The organism is Posidoniimonas polymericola, from assembly GCF_007859935.1.
Lineage (GTDB): Bacteria > Planctomycetota > Planctomycetia > Pirellulales > Lacipirellulaceae > Posidoniimonas > Posidoniimonas polymericola.
This window is the reverse complement of record NZ_SJPO01000005.1, coordinates 227,850-244,460: the sequence shown is the minus strand read 5'-3', so window position 1 is coordinate 244,460 and position 16,611 is coordinate 227,850. Positions and strand designations below refer to the sequence as shown.

Genomic DNA, 16,611 nt, shown 5'->3' with positions numbered 1-16,611 from the left:
GGGAGGGCCACCGGCGCGACCGCTAGTCGTGGCGTTGCGAGCGCAGACCCAGGCTGCTTGCAACGCTACGACTGGCCGCCGGTGCGGCCGCTCTAGGCGACCGCCGTGCCGACAGCATCATCGGCCAGCGCCACGTCGAACGCCAGGTCGTCGGGGGGATCGGCAGTCTCCGGCATCGGCAGGTCGATCAGCGTATCGTCGTCTTCGCCGCCACTGGAAGCAAGCATCGCGAACGCCGCGGCTTGAGGCGATACAACCGTGACCGTAATCTGTTCGACCCCGATCGATCCATCGTTGTACCGACGGCTGATCGAGAACTGGTCGACGCCCAGGTAGCCCTGGGACGGACGGTACTGCAGGGCGAGGTTCTCTAGCACCGCAAGGCTGCCGTGGGCGGGCTGCTGCACGACCTCGATCGATTCGACCGCGATCGGATCGACTGCCGGCGAAACGACTACTGGCAAAGCGGCCGGTTGCTCATCGGTGTCGGCGGGGGGGGCTTCTCGGAAGCCCGGCTGCACAATCGTCAGCGGCACGTCCTGGTAGGTCTGCAGCGTGGTGGCCGCGGGGGGCTCGGCGGCGGTGAACGCGGCGACCTGAGCGCTTGCCGCGGCGGTTGCTGTCGCGTCTGTCTCGGGGACTGCGACGCTTTCGGTCGGGGCAGTGATCGCCAGGGCGATCGCCGCGACTGGCGCCTCGCTAGCGGCTGGCGAGCTGCCGGCGGTCGAGTCGGCGGTGGTGGCCGCCTGGGCGCTGCTGGCCGACGACTGCGACGCCGTGACGATTTCGCGGAAGATCGCCTGCTGGTCGGTCGACGAGGCGAAGTACCAGCGGATCGAGTGGTACTGCGGCAGCAGCGACGCCTCGCCGAAGTTGTTTTCCTCGTAGGTAACGCCGCCACTCAGCACCAAGTTGCTCAGGGTATCGTCGCCGACCATGGCGCCGGCGACCGTTGTTTCTTCGTCGCCATCCTGCAACGCGGCCGGTTGCTGCTCGTTGAGCTGGTAGGTCCCGGCCGGCAGATCGATGAACGAGTAGGCCCCGTCGTCGCCGGTGGTGACGGTTTGATCCACGGCGGCGGCGCTGGTGGAGTTCGGAGTGCCGGTTAGGGTGACCTCAACTCCGGGGACGCCCGCCTCGCCGGCGTCGCGCTGGCCGTTGCCGTTCGCGTCGACGTAGACGTAGCCGCTCAGCACGTTGTCGGCGGCCTCCTCGACCGTGACGGTGACCGTTGCGGTGCTGGTGAGTCCGTCGGTGTCTTGGATCGTGTAGGTGAAGGTCTCGACGCCCACGTAGCCGCTGGCCGATGCGTAACTGATCGCCCCGTTGCTGATGCCCACCACACCGCCGCTTGACGCCTGCGTGACCGCGGTGATCGTGATGCCCTGGACGCCGTCGGGGGCGGAGGTGTCGTTGGCGAGCACGTCGAGCGTTTGCGGCGAGGCGTCGTTCGGAGCGGTAAAGGCGTCCGCATTGGCGGTAGGCGGGTCGGCCTGTCCGACGACGTCGATCACCACGAGCGTCGAGCTAGACTCGGCGACCCCGTCCGAGGCGGCGTAGGTGAACGAGTCGGCGCCAAAAAAGTTGGCCGAAGGCGTGTACGTGAATGAACCGTCCGGCTGCAGGCTTAGCACGCCGTGGGCGGGGCCGGTCTTCAGCACGGCGGTAATCTGGCTGTCGATGTCCGCATCGTTCTTCAGCAGCCCGTCGGCCGCGGCGACAGTCAAGACGCCGTCCTCGTTTACGCTGTACTGGTCGGCGCTGGTGACCGGTGGGTCGTTGACCGCGTTGACCGTCAGCGAGACCGTCACCGGGGCGGAGACGCTCTGCGAGTCGCTCGCTGTGTAGGTGAAGCTGTCCGGGCCGAAGTAGTTGGCGGCGGGCGTGTAGGTGAAGGACCCGTTGGGCTGCAGGCTGAGTGTCCCGTGGGCGGGGCCATCGACCAGCGCGGCGGTGAGGGAGTCGCCGTCGGCGTCGGCATCATTGCTCAGCACGCCGGCGGCCGCGGCGACCGTCAGCGTGGCGTCCTCGTTAACCTGGTAGCTGTCGCCCACGGGCTCCGGTGGGTCTTGGACGCCGTTGACGACGATCGTCACCCGCGCGGTGTTGGTGGTCTCGGTCCCGGTCGAGCCAACGTAGGTGAAGCTGTCCTCGCCCGCGAAGTCGGCGTCCGGCGTGTAGGTGAACGAGCCGTCGGAGTTGAAATCCAGCGTGCCGTGCAGCGGGCCATTCGCGACCGTGGCGGCCGTGACGTCCGAGTCGGCGTCGCCGTCGTTGGTGAGCACGCCCTGGGCCGCGATGACGGTGAGTGGCGTGTCCTCGTCGGTCTGGTAGCTGTCGGGGAACGCGGGGGCCGGGGCCAGCACCGTGAGGTCGACCATCTGCGAGACCTGGTTGCCGGCGGCGTCGGTGAGCAGCACCATGAACGCGTGCTCGCCCATGTCGTTGGCTCCCGCGTCCCAGGTGATCAGGCCGGTGGTTGGGTTGATCGACATTCCGCTGGGCTCGCCGCTCAGCGAGTACCGCACGCCGGCCTGGCCCTCGTCGGCGCTCTGGACGTCGTAGGTAAAGGGCTCGCCCTCCAACGCCACGACTTCCGGCGCGGCGGAGGTAATCGCCGCGGGCGCCGATGCGTCGACAGTGATGGCGAGGGCCGCAGTGGGGTCGCCAACCACGCCGCCGACCGACTGCACTGCCGTGATGGCGTGCTGGCCGTCGGACAACGCAACCGAGCCGTTGGTGGTCACCACGACGGTCGACGACTGGGCGGTCGCGGAGCCGATCAGCACATCGCCGGCGAAGATCTGGACCTCGGCGCCGACAAACGCGTTGGTGACGGTGAACTGCAGCGCCGCGGCGGGCGAGGCGTTGTTGAGCGAGGTGACGTTGTCGCCGTCCTGGTCGCCGGTGTCTGAGGCCGTGTTCAGGTCCACGCCGCCAAGCGGCGCGAGAAACTGCCCTGCGTAGTCGATCCCCGTGACGGTTTCGCCGATCCGGACGTCGACCGACTGGCCCACGCCCGTGACCGGGAAGCCGGCGGCGGCGAAGTCGATGGCGATCTGGTGCGAGCCGGGGGCCGCCTGGACCCGGTACCTCCCTTCCGCGTCGGTGCCGGTGACGGCTTCGCCGCTGTCGAGCACACCGTTGTTGTTGCCGTCGACAAAAACCATGGCGCCGGTGATGGCCGAGTCGCCGGCGTCGAAGACGCCGTTGAGGTTGGCGTCGAGGTAGGCGATGCCGGTGACCTCGCCGTAGCCCTCGATCGACTCGACCACCGTCAGCGTGTTGTCGGGGCCGAGTGGCAGTTCGCCAAACGGTGGGTCGCTAGAGGTGTCGACCGTGTGGCTGGCGATCTCGTCGACGGTGGTCATGTCGAGGACCTGACCGAAGACGGTGAATGCGTTGTTGGACGCCGAGTCGAGGAAGGTGTTGTCGTCGCTGAGGTTAAAGAAGAACTGACTGGTGGCGCTGTTGGGGTTGCCGCCCAGCTTGGCCATCGCGACCGTGCCGCGGAGGTTGGAGATCCCCGGCTCGTTGGCGATCTGCGCGTCGGTCGGCACCTGGCTGAATTGCGAGTCGTCGGTGAAAGTGGTTGAACCGGTGGTAAAGCCGCCGCCCTGGATCACGAAGTCCGGGTCCGAGCGGTGGATGATCGAGTTGATGTAGTCGCCGTCGTTGACGTAGTTGAGGAAGTTCTGCACGGTGCCGGGCGTGGCGTCCTCGTACAGCTCGATCACGATCGGCCCGAAGTTGGTGTTGAGCGACACCACCGGGTTCTCACCGTAGACCAGCACAATGGCGTCGTCGTCCTGAACGACGTAGTCGGCCGGCGAGGCGATCAGCTGGCCGTTGACAAACATCTGCAGCGTCTTCTGGGCGTCGACGAAGTTGCCGAGCAGGCTGAGGTTGGTCAGCTCGGCGTCGGTGTTGTTCCCGCCCAGGCCGCCGTTGGTCCGCCAGGTTTCGAAGAAGTCGCCGAGCGTCAGCCCGCTGTCGGGGTCGAACAGGACCTGGCCCGAGTCGTCCCAGGTGTAGAGCGGCGCCCGGGCGCCGCTGGCGTCGACGCCGATCATCGCCGGCAGGTTGACGAACTCGCTGTCGACCACGACGGTCAGGTTGAAGTCGTCCTCGGGGGCGAGCGTCCACAGCTCGCGGGCGCCGTCCTCCTCGCTAGAGTAGAACAGCGTGCCGTTGACGCCGGCCAGGTTAATCGGGTAGGTGCCTTCCACGCCTTCGGTCCGGTCTTCGACCAGCTCGGCGCCGTTGACAGAGTCGTAGCTCCACAGCTCGCGCCCGCTGTTCTTGTTGGCGGCCGAGAAGTAGAGCACGCCGTCGACGTCGGTCAGGTAGGCGGGGAACGAGCTGTTGGGGTTGCCGCTGAGGTCGTCGCCGGGGTTGATGTCGGCCACCATCTGGGTGCCGGCCTCCGAGCCGTCGGACACCCACAGCTCGCGGCCGTTGACGCCGTCGTTGCCGCCGAAGTAGACCTTGTCGCCAACGGCGGTCATGCCGACGTAGAAGTTGAGCTGCCCCGCTTCACCGGGGCGGACGTCCTTCACCAGCACGGTGCCCGCGGCGGTGCCGTCCGACTTCCACAGCTCGTTGCCGTGCACCCCGTCCGAAGCGGTGAAGAACAGCAGGTCACCGGCGGCGACCATCATGTCGGAGTTGCTGAATGCGCCCGTGGCGCCGTCGACGATATCCTTGACGAGCGTCGTGCCGGCGGCTGTGCCGTCGGATTTGTAGAGCTCGGCGCCGGTGGCGTCGTTGCTGGCGACAAAGTACAGCTCGCCGTTCAGCTCGGTCAGCAGGCCCGGGTTGGCGTTGTTCGGGTAGCGGCCGACGTAGGTCATGTCCTCGTCGTCTAGGTAGTACGGGTAGGTGCCCTCGTACAGGTCCTTCACCATCACGGTTCCGACGGCGGTGCCGTCCGACTTCCACAGCTCGCGGCCGTTGGTCAGTTCGACCGCCGTGAAGAACAGCGTGTCGCCCACCGCGGTGAGCTCGATGGGCGCCGAGCTCCGCGCCGTGCCCAAGACCGGGTCGTTGCCGGTGAAGATGTCCCGCACCAGCCGCGTGCCGGCGCTCGTGCCATTGGAGGCCCACAGCTCGCGTCCCGAAACCCCGTCCTCGGCGACAAAGAACAGTGTGTCGCCGACAACCGTCAGCTGACGCGGAGACGATGAGTTGGGCGTGGTGACGCCTTCGGTGTCGGTGCTGACGCCGGACCGGATGTCGCGGACTAGCACCGTGCCCTCGGAGGTGCCGTCCGACTTCCAGAGCTCGAGGCCGCTGGCGCCGTCGTCCGCTGCGAAAAACAGCGTGCCGTTGAGCTCCACCAACGACGACGGGTACGATGAGCCCGCGCCGGAGCGGATATCGGCCACCATGGACGTCCCGCCGGCCGTGCCGTCGGTCTTCCAAAGCTCCCGCCCGTTGGTGCCGTCGTTCGCGACGAAGTAGGTTGTGTCACCGACCTCCACGAATTCTGCCGGGTACGAGGGCCCGAACGGGTTGATGTCGAGGTTCAGCGGCGTGCCGGAGAGCACAGCGCGGACCTCGAGCGGCTCGAACGTCATGGCCGATCGCCCCCGCTGCTGGCGGCGGGCGGCGCGGGCCTGGTGACGGCGTTGCGAGTTCTTATTGTGGCGACGGTGGCGCGCAGATCGGCGTGACACAGGTGCGGTCTTCTCGGTGGAGGGCGGTCGCGCCGCGGCCGGTTCCGTGCGGCCGGGGCGAGGAGGAGGGTAACTTCTATTATGAGCCCGGGCTCGGGACGGTCCAAATGGTTTTTTCGCCGTCGTTGTGGGCGAACGGGCCACGCAACGCGACCGAGGCCGCGTTGGGGACGACTTCCAGGTCGAAGATCTCGTCGACCCCGGCGGCGAACTCAAACTGGGCGTCGAGCTCTCCGGTCCGCAGGTTTACTATGCCGAACCCGCACTTCAAACGCGCCCGGTCGGCCGCGATCGGCACACCGCCGAAGGTCGAAGTCTCGCGGATTTTCGACAGGCCAACAAACGCGTGGTCCCCGTGGATCACCATCCCACGCGTGTAGCCGGGCAGCTTGGCCACCTGGGAGACTTGGCCGGTTTTGGGGTCGCAGCGCAACACCAGACCGCGGCCCGAGTCGAGCAGCCACACGCAGCCACCGTGCCAGGTTGGGGAGTGCGGCATCGCGAAGCCGCGGGCCACGACCTCGTTCGACTCGACATCGATCAGCAGCCCGCCGGTGGCCTTGCCTTCGCGCCAGCCGCCGGCAGAGTTGGTCTCGCCCATGGCGGTGACGTACTTCGGCCGGCCGTCCACCACCGCCATCCCGTTGAGGTGGCAGCGGTCTTCCGCGGCGAGTTCCGTGATGAAGGACGGCCGCCATCGCGGCACAAAGCTGTAGCTAGGGTCGAGCGTCACCAGGCAGCTGAACAGGGTGTTGACTACCCACAGCTCGTCGCCGGCCCAACCCATCTCGTGCGCCTGGATCTCGCCGGTTACGCTCGCCGAGCGGGTCAAGAAGCAGGACCCGACGCCGCCGGCGGGAGGCAACTGCCGAGCGACCGTGCGGTCGTTGCGGAGCAGCCAGACCTTGTCGCGGGCGGCGACCGCCAGCGAGTCGCCGTCGCCGCTGAGGGCCACGCCCATCGGCCGGTCGAAGTTGTGGAACGATTTAGTCAGCTGGCCACCGTGCGAGCCGAGCGCGATCAATTTGCCCGCCTGGTAGGTCGAAACGATCAGCGACACCTGCAGCCGCTCGAGTAGTTCGGGCAGGCTCAACGAGTGTTCGTAGCGGACCTCTCGCAGCTCGGCGGGCTCGGCGTTCGGCGCGGTTGTGGGTGAGGGATCGGCCATTCTGGGGCGGACGCGGCAGAGGAGGGCGGGAGCGGCAGGGCGGGGGGCGACCCGTTGCCGCCAACCTTCATCCTAATCGGCCCCCGAAAATGCCGCCCGGGTTTGGCCAGCGAATCCGCGGCATCCGGGCCGGTTTGAGCCGGTCGTGCGGGTCGTTCCCGATCGCCGACGGCGTCTGGCCCTGGACGGGCCCCGACAAACGCTGCGGGTGGGTGCGGCGCCGGCCGGCTGCCTAAGGTAAGCTAAAGGACGGCAGTACGAGTTCGCCCCTTCAGCAATGAGATCTAGAATCCAATGCGAACCCCCCACCGACCAATGGGAACCGTGGTTCCTCTTCTCGCCTTGTTCTTGGCAGCTCTAACGGCGTGCCACGACGCCGCGGCCGAAAACTGGGCCCAGCGGCTCGGCTTCCCGCCCGGCAAGAAGGTTGTCGTCCTGCACGCCCACGACATGGGCATGTGCTTCGAGACGACCCAGGCCTGCGCCGACCTAGCGTCCACGCTGCCGCGACTGTCGGCCAGCGCAATGGCGCCATGCCCGTGGTTTCCGCACGCCGCCAAGCACGACAGCCATTCCGGGTTGGGCGACGTCGGACTGCAGCTTACGTTCAACAGTGAATGGTCCGACTACCGTTGGCGGCCGACCAGCGGCGCCGGGTTGTCCCCTTCGTTGGTCGACGCCGACGGCTTCTTGTGGCGGTCGGTGCTGCAGTTTGCGCTGAGCGCCGACCGCGACGATGTCGAGCGTGAGATGCACTGGCAACTGCTCACAGCCGAACGCTGCGGCCTCAAGCCAACGCACCTCACGACGCACCTCGGCGCGCTGTACTCGCGCCCCGACTTTGCCGAGGCGTACCTCGCCTTCGCCCGCAAGCAATGGATCCCGGCGGTGGTGGTGGAGCTGACGCCAGAGCTGACCGAGCGGCTCGCCGCGAAGGGCTTCCCGGTTCCTCAGGGCCTCGCGGCCGCGATCAGCGACTACCCACTCCCAACGCTCAAAGACCTGCGGATCGTCCCCCGGGCAGAGAGCTACGAGGAGAAGCTCAACGCCACCCTCGAAGCCGTCGACTCGCTTCCGGACGGGCTGTCGCAGATCGCGTTTGCGCCGGGCGTCGATTCACCGGCGCTCCGCGCGCTGAGCCCGCAAGCGGACCAGTACGTCTGGGACCTCCGGCTCATGCAGGACGAGTCGCTGAAGAAGCGTCTGCAGGCCGACGACGTGATCCTTACCAACTGGGTCGAGATCATGGAGCGGTTTGACCAATGATCGATCTCAGCAACAACGCGAGAAATAACCGGCTGGCCGCCCCTTTCCGAACGGGCGTCATGCTGTTCCTAGCGGTGGGTGCGACGCATGTCGGCGCGGACGCGGCTCACGCGCAGTTCACCGACTACTCGCAAGCGTACAAGCAGAATCTGTCGACGCGTCCCAGCATGACGATGGACAGCAATCGCTACCTGTACGACCGCTACTTCCGCAACAACGTCGCGGTGAGTCCGTATGTCAGCGGCGCCGTGCTGGGCGGCACGATCGGCGGCACCGCCTACACGGACGTAGTGCGCCCCGACCTAGAGCGACGCAAGGCGGCCATGGTGGGTCAGGCCCAGTACGTGCAGCAACGCAAGCTGCAGGGCAATGTTGGTTACACCGCGAACCCCGGCGCCGGCTACATGGGCGCGATGCCGGGGGCAGGTATCCAGAAGCCGGTCCCGCCGACACGCAGCAGCGTCGGGGCCTACCAGAACCACTGGTACGGCAACTGGAACCGATAGGTCGGCTCGGGTATTTGGGCGAGTCTCCTGTGGCGGGAGAGCGCGGGTTTGTGAAGGCTGTCACAATCTCGGCGTAAGTCGTTAAGAATGCCGTGGACATTGTGAAGTCTTTCACGCAGTCGCCGATATCTCCACGCTTTTCCCAGAGACTTGCCTGATGCGCCGCCCGCATCGGTATACTTGAGCGGGCCAGCGGCGTCAGTCGCTCCTCATCCCACGTTCGCTAGTCTTGGCCACTGCCAGGGCCGCGGCGACTTCTCTCGACCACGAGGTGCTTGATGATCTCGATTGCTGCCGAAGATATCATGGTCAAACGATTGGTCACGCTCAGCCCCGCAATGGACGTGCACGACGCCGTCAAGCTGTTGCTTCGGAATCGGATTTCTGGAGCGCCGGTCGTCGACACCGAGGGACGCTACCTTGGCGTCTTCAGCGAACGCTGCTGCCTGGGAGTAATCCTCGACGCGGCCTACGAGCAGCTGCCGACCTACAATGTCGGCGCATTCATGGACACCGAGGCCAAGACCATCTCCGCCGACACCCAGCTGCTCAGCATCGCCCAGGTGTTCTTACTCTCCAGCGCCCGCCGGCTGCCGGTGGTCGACGAGGAGAACCGGCTGTTGGGGCAGATCAGCCGCCGCGACGTGATCCAGGCCGCGATGAAACAGCTGGACCAGGGGCCCCGCCGCGAGAGCTCGGTGCTGTACCTCAGTGCGCTGGCCGATCGATTTCACGCACCAATCAATTAGCGGCACGCCGCGGGACGCCGAGCACGGCGTTTCTGCCTAGCTGTCCATAGAATCCCGTAGAACCGAACCCCCGGCGATCGGATCGCCGGGGGTTTTCGCCAAGATGCCCCTTGGCACACCCGGGTGGGGCCCGCTAGAATTTGGGCTTCCGACGGCGAACCCGCCCCCAGTGGCGTTTGTCTCGGGAGCAGCGAGCACCCCTAGCTCAACTGGATAGAGCATCGGACTACGAATCCGAAGGTTAGAGGTTCGAATCCTCTGGGGTGTATTTTCTCTCTCTTGCTAAGCCTTTCTCAGCTTAGACTTACAGCGATTCGCCAGAATTGGCGTTCGGTTGAGCTTCCTCGCCTCGGGTGCCGAAGCGGTCCCCAAAGCGACACGGCTCCGAGCAGGTCGATAGATGCTTCAGAGCTCTCATGAGGCCGAGTCCGTCGGGCCTCGGAAACCGGCCGTCTTGCTAGTTGAGAGCTGCAAGAATGCCCGCCCGCGCTACCCAGGTCGCCCTAGTCGCTTGTAGGGCCCCGCTCATACTCGAGCGGGGCGGCGTTTGTCGGAAGGCGCCTGCGAGGATTCCAATTGTCCGTTGCATAGGGGGCTACTTCTGAGAGAGCTCGATAGAGTTGCTAACACTGGCATGTAGAGCTCCAAGCGATGAAGTCATAATGAATTCATCGAAGACTCCCGCGCCTGTGGCGCCGGACTCCGACACCTCGACCCGGAAGCGATCGAACTGCAACTGATCAAAGTGCGATTTGGCTTGTGGAGGGACCGCATCAAGTTCCGCGAGTGGAACATCGCACCAGACATCTACGTCGGCCGAACCTTCGCCGTGGCAGCGGATTCGGAGTGCCCACGTGTGCCACTGGTCGTCGGGTTTGAGATCCTGGACACCTGGCGACTGCTGGTCGAAATCCAGGGCGAACCGAAATTCGTCGCGACCGAACGAGTGGACGCCCAGCGCGTCGAGGTCGTTCGGCTGACCGACGAATAGCGGCTCATCAATATTGCGGCGGTCGCCCGACATGAGCGACACGCCCATCCAATCAAACTGCTTGCCGTCCGCGACGGCGGCCTTTGTTCTCCAGTGCAGCCACAGCTCGCAAGCCCTCGGTCCGAGTTTGTTCGCCGCGTCGAGGAGTCCTTGCCGTGCGAGCCGTCCTTCAGGAGACGTATCCAAGTCGATAAAGTAGCAACCACCACTTGGGATCTCCAATTCATCTGAGGCGAGCAGCTCTTGATCGGGCAGGCGACGCACGCCGGTAAACTGCGGCTCGTCCGAGTGGCGAATCGCCGGACGGCAAAAGCCAATCGAGAACTCTTGAGCGGCGTTCTCGCTATCGAAACCCTGGTAGGCGAGCAGGCCGTTGGTGCGGAGCAACTCGTAGAAGGCGACTTGCTTGGCTGCTTCGGAGGACCCCGCTTTCTCCTCGACCCTGAGGTCGAGCTCGTCCGAACGAATAAACTCTCGGTCGTGCTGCAAGGGCGTTGCTGCGCTGGGCACGGCGCCATTGGAAGTGACTTCGGCTTGCTCTTGGGCCTCGATCTGCAGTGGCCTTGCCTCGGAGAGACTTTTCTCCTCGGTCCCCGCGGTCATCGCGACCGAGCCCTCGTAGACGGCCACCCTGGTGGCGAGGTCATTGTCTACGCTGACGCCGAACTCGGTGCCGAGATCCTCAACCTGCGCGTTGGGGGCCTGGACTACCAGCGGCCTGCCGCCGCTGCGGTTGTGCCCAACAATTTTACCCCGCTCAAGCTCGACGCGTTCGGCGCTGTGGAAAACAACCGCAACAGGCCCTTCCAGCACCCACTCACATTGAGTCATAGCGAGGACGCGGACGACGCCCTGGTCGAACTGCAGCCGCTGACCCTCGTGAATGTCTGCACCAGCGATTGGCAGTTCGGCGTACGGGGTCGGAGCGTTGACATCGGTATTCGCTACGTCCAACGCCGTGGTGATGCTGGCCACCACGACCGGTTCGGGCGCTGCGAGCTCTTCCTTGGTGGGCGTTTCATTGGGTTCGCGGGCCTCGGGAGCGGCAGCCTCGCGCGCGGCGAGCGCGGGCCCCGGTGCGTCCTGTTCCGTGGGCCGCGGCGTTTGCCAACGAACCAGCCCAACTGCCAGCAGGACCGCGGCCGCCACCGCAACCAACCACGAGACGGTTCGCCTGTTGATCGCAGGCTTGTCGCGTAGGGTGAGGCCGGGAATGGTGCTGGCCGGCTCGTCTTCGAACTCGTGCACCATCTCCGCGAGCACCTGGTGGTAATCGGCGGAGCTCTGCGACTTCGACTCGTCGAGCAGGCGATGAAGTGAGAGGTTCCTGTTGAACGCCTCGTGCAACAACGCGAAGGCCAATACGTACTCCCTGTGTTGGTCGTCCTGTGCGGCCCATTCCGACAATCCGTTGACTGCTTCGGCACGCGAGAGTTGGCCGCGTGAGGACGGCTCGGAAGTGAGCCGCCGGTCGATCAGCAGGTTGAGCAGTGACAGGGCGCGGACCTCGCCGGACGCCTCGGGCTTTCTTGGCGGGACTGCGCAGCGTGTCAGCACCTGCACGCGGGCGTTTGCCAGGCGTTTGTAGACGTCTGCCAGGGGGAGTTGTTGCGATTCCGCAACGTCTACGGGCGACTGCTCAAGCAGGTATCGCCGGCACAACAGTCGGAGGTCCTCGGCGGGGAGCATTCTCGGGATCACGTTGTCGAAGGCGTCGTACAGCGCGACCACGTCCAGATCGACGCCGGTCCCGAGAAGAACGCGGACCAAGCGGGAGTAGGCCTTCTTGGCCGCTACCGAAGATTGGTTGGCCTGGCGTTCTATCGACTCGCATGCCGCTTCAATCGTCTCGCGGATCAGCGTCTCTGGCGTGGCTAGCTTGACTTTACCATCGACGAGCCGGGTGCACAGCTCTTCCACGCACGCTTCGGCATCGGATCCAGTGGGCAGGCAAGCGAACAGTGTCGCGCGGACCAGCGGGTACAGCCGCAGCCACAGCTGAGCTGATTCTTCTGAGTCTGCGAGACGCCCGAAAACCGCGGCAAAGCCAGAGTCTACCCGATAGCCCATCTGGCTAGCGACGATGGACGCGGCGGGGTATTCGCTTCCGTCGGAACGCTTGGTCAGCGATTGGGCGACCTGGTCTGCCGACGCGTATCGCCACTCTAGCTCGGCCTCAACCTGCAACATCTGCACGAAGTAGCTCCGTGCGGCACGGCTCGCGCCGAGTAGCCGCTGCAATTCTTCGGTGCTGCCGCGGTCGCCGCTAAGCCACGCTTCCACCAGGAGTGGCAGTCGCGCGAGAGGTTTGGAAGATTCATCTGTCGGCATGGTAGGTTACCCCCGGCGGCGGCTGCTAGCCAACCTGCCATTCCCTCAATCGGGCGGCGATGCAGCGGTGCAACAGGCGTCGCACCCGCGCCATCGTGCGTTGTGCACTGCGCGTCGAGTTGTCGAGTTGCGCCGCCAACGACTCCCAGTTGTTCCCCTCGCGGTAGCGGAGCTCAAGGACGCGTTTCTCGGGTGCGGAGAGCTTTTTGAGGCACTCGTCCAGCGCGTCGCGCCGGAACTCAAACAGGTTGGCGTCCTCATCCATTTGCGCGGCGAGCTGGGCGAGCACCTCCTCGTTGAACCACAGCTTGTCGGTCGCCTTGCGTTGGCGGTGTCGCAGCACCTGGATCAGCGCTACGCCGCAAGCCCACGGGAAGAAGTCTCGTGTGTTGTCGTACTGCTCTCGCTTCTTCCACAGGGTCAGGCTGGTCTCCTGCATCACGTCGTCGGCGTCGGCGTGCGTGGGGACCAGTGTCCGGATGTAGGAGTGGAGGTGACGCTGGTGCTTGGTGATCAGTTGCACATACGCCGGTTCTGGCGTCGGGCTGGGGGCGGCGCCATCGGGCGGAGTCATCGCACTTACCAGGTAAGAGAAACGCATCGCCTCCGGAGAGGCTCGATGGGGCAACCTTCATCAAGCACGACAGCAAGCAGGCCCGTTCACTCATCAGACTAGTGGCAGCTTTGGGAGTGTCAATACGAGACACCCGCCGGTTGCCGAGGGCCGACTGGGTTTCGCGGTCCGCGAGTGTTGGCCAATCGAGCTGACCCCAAGCAGGCTAGTACGGTTTGCCGCAGACGGTCTGCTGACGACTGAATTGGCTTTCGAACCGCTGAGGAATTTAATCGACGAAAACTTTGAGAATGCGCGTCGCACTTCAGAACTTCTCCGTGGATAGATCATGCAGGGACTGTTCTGCAGCGGCGCGGTCTACACGCCCTCGGTGCGTGGGATTTGTCCATAACGCGCAGCGTACTACGGACAGTCTGAATTGTTCGTTGACTCATCAGGGGCGGCGGGCCGGGCAGTCGCCATGGCCGCCGTGCCCGCGGAATCACGGCTGTTGTTGGTGTTAAGCAATTCGCGTTCGCGATCGGTGTTCTGGGCCGCGTCCGCTTAAGGAATCCACTTTGAGGAGCTTTTCGATGGTTAAGAACTGGAGTCTGCTGGCCCTCTTGTGCGGCGCCATGGCAATCTCGGCGTGCGCCACGCGCACGGCAACGGCGTTGGTAATCGCGTCGGATGACTTTAATGCCGAGGGGGGCGGCGTCGGGTTCGCAGCGGCAGACGAGTGGGGCAACCTCCTCACGGGGGCGAGCAACACCGAGCAAGGGAATCCCGCGTTTCGGGCGTTCGAACCGGCCCTCGACCCGCTTGCCGCGTCGTCGGGATCGGTCTACATCGCTTTCGACTTCAGCAGCAGCCAGGCCGTCAACTGGGGCGGGCTAGCGCTGTTCGAGGGCGTCGACGGCGGCGCCGAGACGTTCTTTGCTGGTCAGCCCAACGGGTTGCAGAATTATGGCGTCGACCTGAAGGCAGGGCAGGGCTACCTCGATTCCGGCGTGCCGATTGTGGGCGGCGAGGTCCACAAGATGATCGTTCAGATCGAGTTTGGCGCGGCGGACGACACCTACCGGCTGTGGGTCGACAACTTCAACGAGAGTTCGCCCAATGGCGAAGTCGCGCTCGACGGATTCGTCGTCGCCGGTGCTTGGCAGTCCGCCCGTGTGGCGTCGGATGTCGGATCGCAGACCTTCGTTGCGGTCGACAACCTAGTGATCGCTGACTCGCCGGCTGACGTTGGCCTTACCGCCGCCGTCAACGCAACCGTGACCGTAAACCGCGCTACGGGCCAAATCAACCTCGCCGGCGCCTCTAGCGTGTCGAACGTTGTGGGGTACTCGCTGCGGTCGAATTCGGGAGGGTTCGACCCGGGCGGGTGGGTGACCATCGACGGACGGGACGCCACCGACGCTGTCCCCGCCGGTGACGGTTCGGTCGACAACGATGACTGGGACGTTGTGAGCGTCGCTGGCAGCACCACCCACCTGAGCGAGGCCACTACCGATGCGACTCCCGGCGATGGGCTGACCCTAACCAGCACCCCACTGGGGCTGGGCGCAGCTTGGAAGGCGGTCCCTACCAGGCTGGAGGATCTCTTCGCGACAATCACGGTCGACAGCGGCGGCACGGCAACGCCCCTCGCGGTTAACGTATCCTATGTCGGCGGCGAGATTGCGGAAGGCGACCTCGATGGCGACGGCGACATCGATACCGACGACTGGACCGCTTTCAAAACGGGCCAGGGAGTCGTCAACAATGGCATGACCCCGATCGAGGCCTACCGGATGGGCGATATGGACGGCAACCTCACGCACGACCTCGAGGACTTTGACCTGTTTGCCGACGCGTTCGACCTAGCGAATGGGGCCGGCGCGTTCGCGGCCGCGATAGCCGGCGTCCCCGAGCCTTCTGCGTGTGCGATGCTGGCGGCTTGCGTTACGGCCTGCGGACTCAGCAGGCGGCGCGGCTTGCTGGCCGGCGTCGGAGCCATGCTGTTGATGTTTGGGCTCTCGGGCCGTGCCGAGGCGGTTATCTACGCGTCCGATGACTTCAGCGCCGACAACTCTGGCGTCGGCTGGGCGGGGGGCGACGCGTGGGAGACCCGTGACGCCGGTGGTTTCCTCACCACTTACCCAAACGGCAGCGCGAACAACACCTTCAGCAGCCGCAACTTCTCAACCCCGATCGACCCGCAGAATGCGTTGACCTACATCCGGTTCGACTACCGTCAGGCGCAGGGGACCGGCAACGATTGGGGCGGGTTCGCCTTCTTCGAGGGGATTAACGCTACCGGGCAGGAGTCGTTCTTCGCCGGCCCGAACCCGGGCGGCACGAACAACTACGCGTTCGAGGAGAAGGCCGGGCCGTCGCTGGTCGACTCGGGAATCCCCTACGACCTTCAGTTCCACACCATCATCGGCGCCATCGATCAGACTGGCGCCGACACGGTCTACAGCATCTGGGTCGACAACTTCCTAGTAGGCAGCCCCGACGCCACGGTCACCGTGCCGGGGCAGGGCTCGATCGACGCCCCGTGGCAGTCGCTCCGATTCAGCGGTGCGGGCAACGAGGAGATCGCGGACAACCTGCTGATCACCGACGCCGCCGAGGAGTCGCTGATCTTCGCACAGCCCACGGCGGACACGCTCGGGCTGGTGGTCAACAAGTCGACCGGTGAGGTTCTCATCGAGAACGTCACCGGCACGGACGTTGGGATCAGCGCGTACACGATCAGCAGCGCCACGGGCGTGCTGTTCACGGGCGATCTCGCGGGCGACTACAACGCCGACGGGGCCGTCAACGCCGCCGACTACACCATCTACCGCGACAACGACGGCGGCGACGCGGCGGTTTTGAGTGGAAACGGCTCTGGGGCCGCAACGGTCACCGTGGCCGACTACGACCTGTGGCACACCAACTACGGCCGGACCGCCGGCGCCGACGAAGGGTGGGAGAGCCTAGCCGAACGGGACACGGCGGTCGCCGACTTCCCACAGGGCAGCGGCGACGGCGCAGGCTGGGAAGAGGGCGCCAACCCGAGCCGCTTCGAGGTCGAGGAGTACCGCCTGATTGGCGAGTCGACCATGACGGCGTCACCGATCTCGCTGGGGAAGGCCTACGGCGGCGGCCCCGGCGGAAGCCAAAACCTGTTCTTCCAGTACCGCAGCAACGGCGAGCTCGTCGTGGGCGACGTGCGGTACGTCGCGGGAGCGGCCCAACTATCATCCGCAACCGCCGCACCCGAGCCGGTTGCACTGGGGCTGACGCTGCTACTGGGGGCGTCGGCGTTGTTCGCCAGGCGCCGCGACTGACGCCCTCAATCGAGACCTGGCGGCTGCGCGTTGGGGCATTCGCGCA

Annotated in this window: 8 protein-coding genes and 1 tRNA gene; 5 read left to right on the top strand and 4 right to left on the bottom strand. The window is 65.5% G+C overall.

The window, feature by feature from the left end; all coding sequences use genetic code 11:
* Positions 1-92 precede the first annotated feature (92 nt).
* A complete protein-coding gene (locus tag Pla123a_RS11980; protein ID WP_146587217.1) occupies positions 93-5,678 on the bottom strand; it encodes an ELWxxDGT repeat protein in 5,586 nt (1,861 codons plus the stop codon).
* 79 nt (positions 5,679-5,757) lie between these two features.
* Positions 5,758-6,846: a TIGR03032 family protein gene (locus tag Pla123a_RS11975; RefSeq protein ID WP_146587215.1), complete on the bottom strand. Its 1,089-nt coding sequence runs from the start codon at positions 6,844-6,846 to the stop codon at positions 5,758-5,760.
* A gap of 348 nt (positions 6,847-7,194) precedes the next feature.
* Between Pla123a_RS11975 and Pla123a_RS11970 the strand changes: the two genes are divergently transcribed.
* The 4 genes from Pla123a_RS11970 to Pla123a_RS11955 all read left to right on the top strand — a co-directional run bounded on the left by Pla123a_RS11970 (position 7,195) and on the right by Pla123a_RS11955 (position 9,635).
* Complete coding sequence (locus tag Pla123a_RS11970; RefSeq protein WP_197527898.1) at positions 7,195-8,112, top strand: ChbG/HpnK family deacetylase; 918 nt, start codon at positions 7,195-7,197, stop codon at positions 8,110-8,112.
* The gene (locus tag Pla123a_RS11965) at positions 8,109-8,618 is read left to right on the top strand and encodes a hypothetical protein (protein ID WP_146587211.1); all 510 of its coding nucleotides are present in this window, start codon (positions 8,109-8,111) and stop codon (positions 8,616-8,618) included. Before Pla123a_RS11970 ends, Pla123a_RS11965 begins: the two co-directional genes overlap by 4 nt.
* Before the next feature lie 278 nt (positions 8,619-8,896).
* Complete coding sequence (locus tag Pla123a_RS11960; RefSeq protein ID WP_146587209.1) at positions 8,897-9,367, top strand: CBS domain-containing protein; 471 nt, start codon at positions 8,897-8,899, stop codon at positions 9,365-9,367.
* 194 nt (positions 9,368-9,561) lie between these two features.
* Positions 9,562-9,635: transfer RNA gene (locus Pla123a_RS11955), tRNA-Arg, on the top strand.
* Positions 9,636-9,962: 327 nt separating this feature from the next.
* Here Pla123a_RS11955 and Pla123a_RS11950 read toward each other — a convergent pair.
* Entirely contained in the window at positions 9,963-12,599 is a 2,637-nt protein-coding gene (locus Pla123a_RS11950; RefSeq protein WP_197527897.1) for a FecR domain-containing protein, read from the bottom strand.
* 115 nt (positions 12,600-12,714) lie between these two features.
* Positions 12,715-13,263 carry a sigma-70 family RNA polymerase sigma factor gene (locus Pla123a_RS11945; protein ID WP_197527896.1) on the bottom strand — a complete coding sequence of 183 codons (549 nt, stop codon included), beginning with the start codon at positions 13,261-13,263 and terminating at the stop codon, positions 12,715-12,717.
* A 572-nt stretch (positions 13,264-13,835) separates the two neighbouring features.
* On the opposite strand from Pla123a_RS11945, the gene Pla123a_RS11940 reads away from it, so the two are divergent.
* A complete protein-coding gene (locus tag Pla123a_RS11940) occupies positions 13,836-16,565 on the top strand; it encodes a hypothetical protein (protein ID WP_146587203.1) in 2,730 nt (909 codons plus the stop codon).
* Positions 16,566-16,611: the final 46 nt, after the last annotated feature.

Excerpts from the sequence above, each read along its gene's own strand:
- Pla123a_RS11965 (WP_146587211.1), top strand. The coding sequence starts at position 8,109 with ATGATCGATCTCAGCAACAACGCGAGAAATAACCGGCTGGCCGCCCCT.
- Pla123a_RS11975 (WP_146587215.1), bottom strand. The coding sequence starts at position 6,846 with ATGGCCGATCCCTCACCCACAACCGCGCCGAACGCCGAGCCCGCCGAG.
- Pla123a_RS11945 (WP_197527896.1), bottom strand. The coding sequence starts at position 13,263 with ATGACTCCGCCCGATGGCGCCGCCCCCAGCCCGACGCCAGAACCGGCG.
- Pla123a_RS11960 (WP_146587209.1), top strand. The coding sequence starts at position 8,897 with ATGATCTCGATTGCTGCCGAAGATATCATGGTCAAACGATTGGTCACG.
- Pla123a_RS11940 (WP_146587203.1), top strand. The coding sequence starts at position 13,836 with ATGGTTAAGAACTGGAGTCTGCTGGCCCTCTTGTGCGGCGCCATGGCA.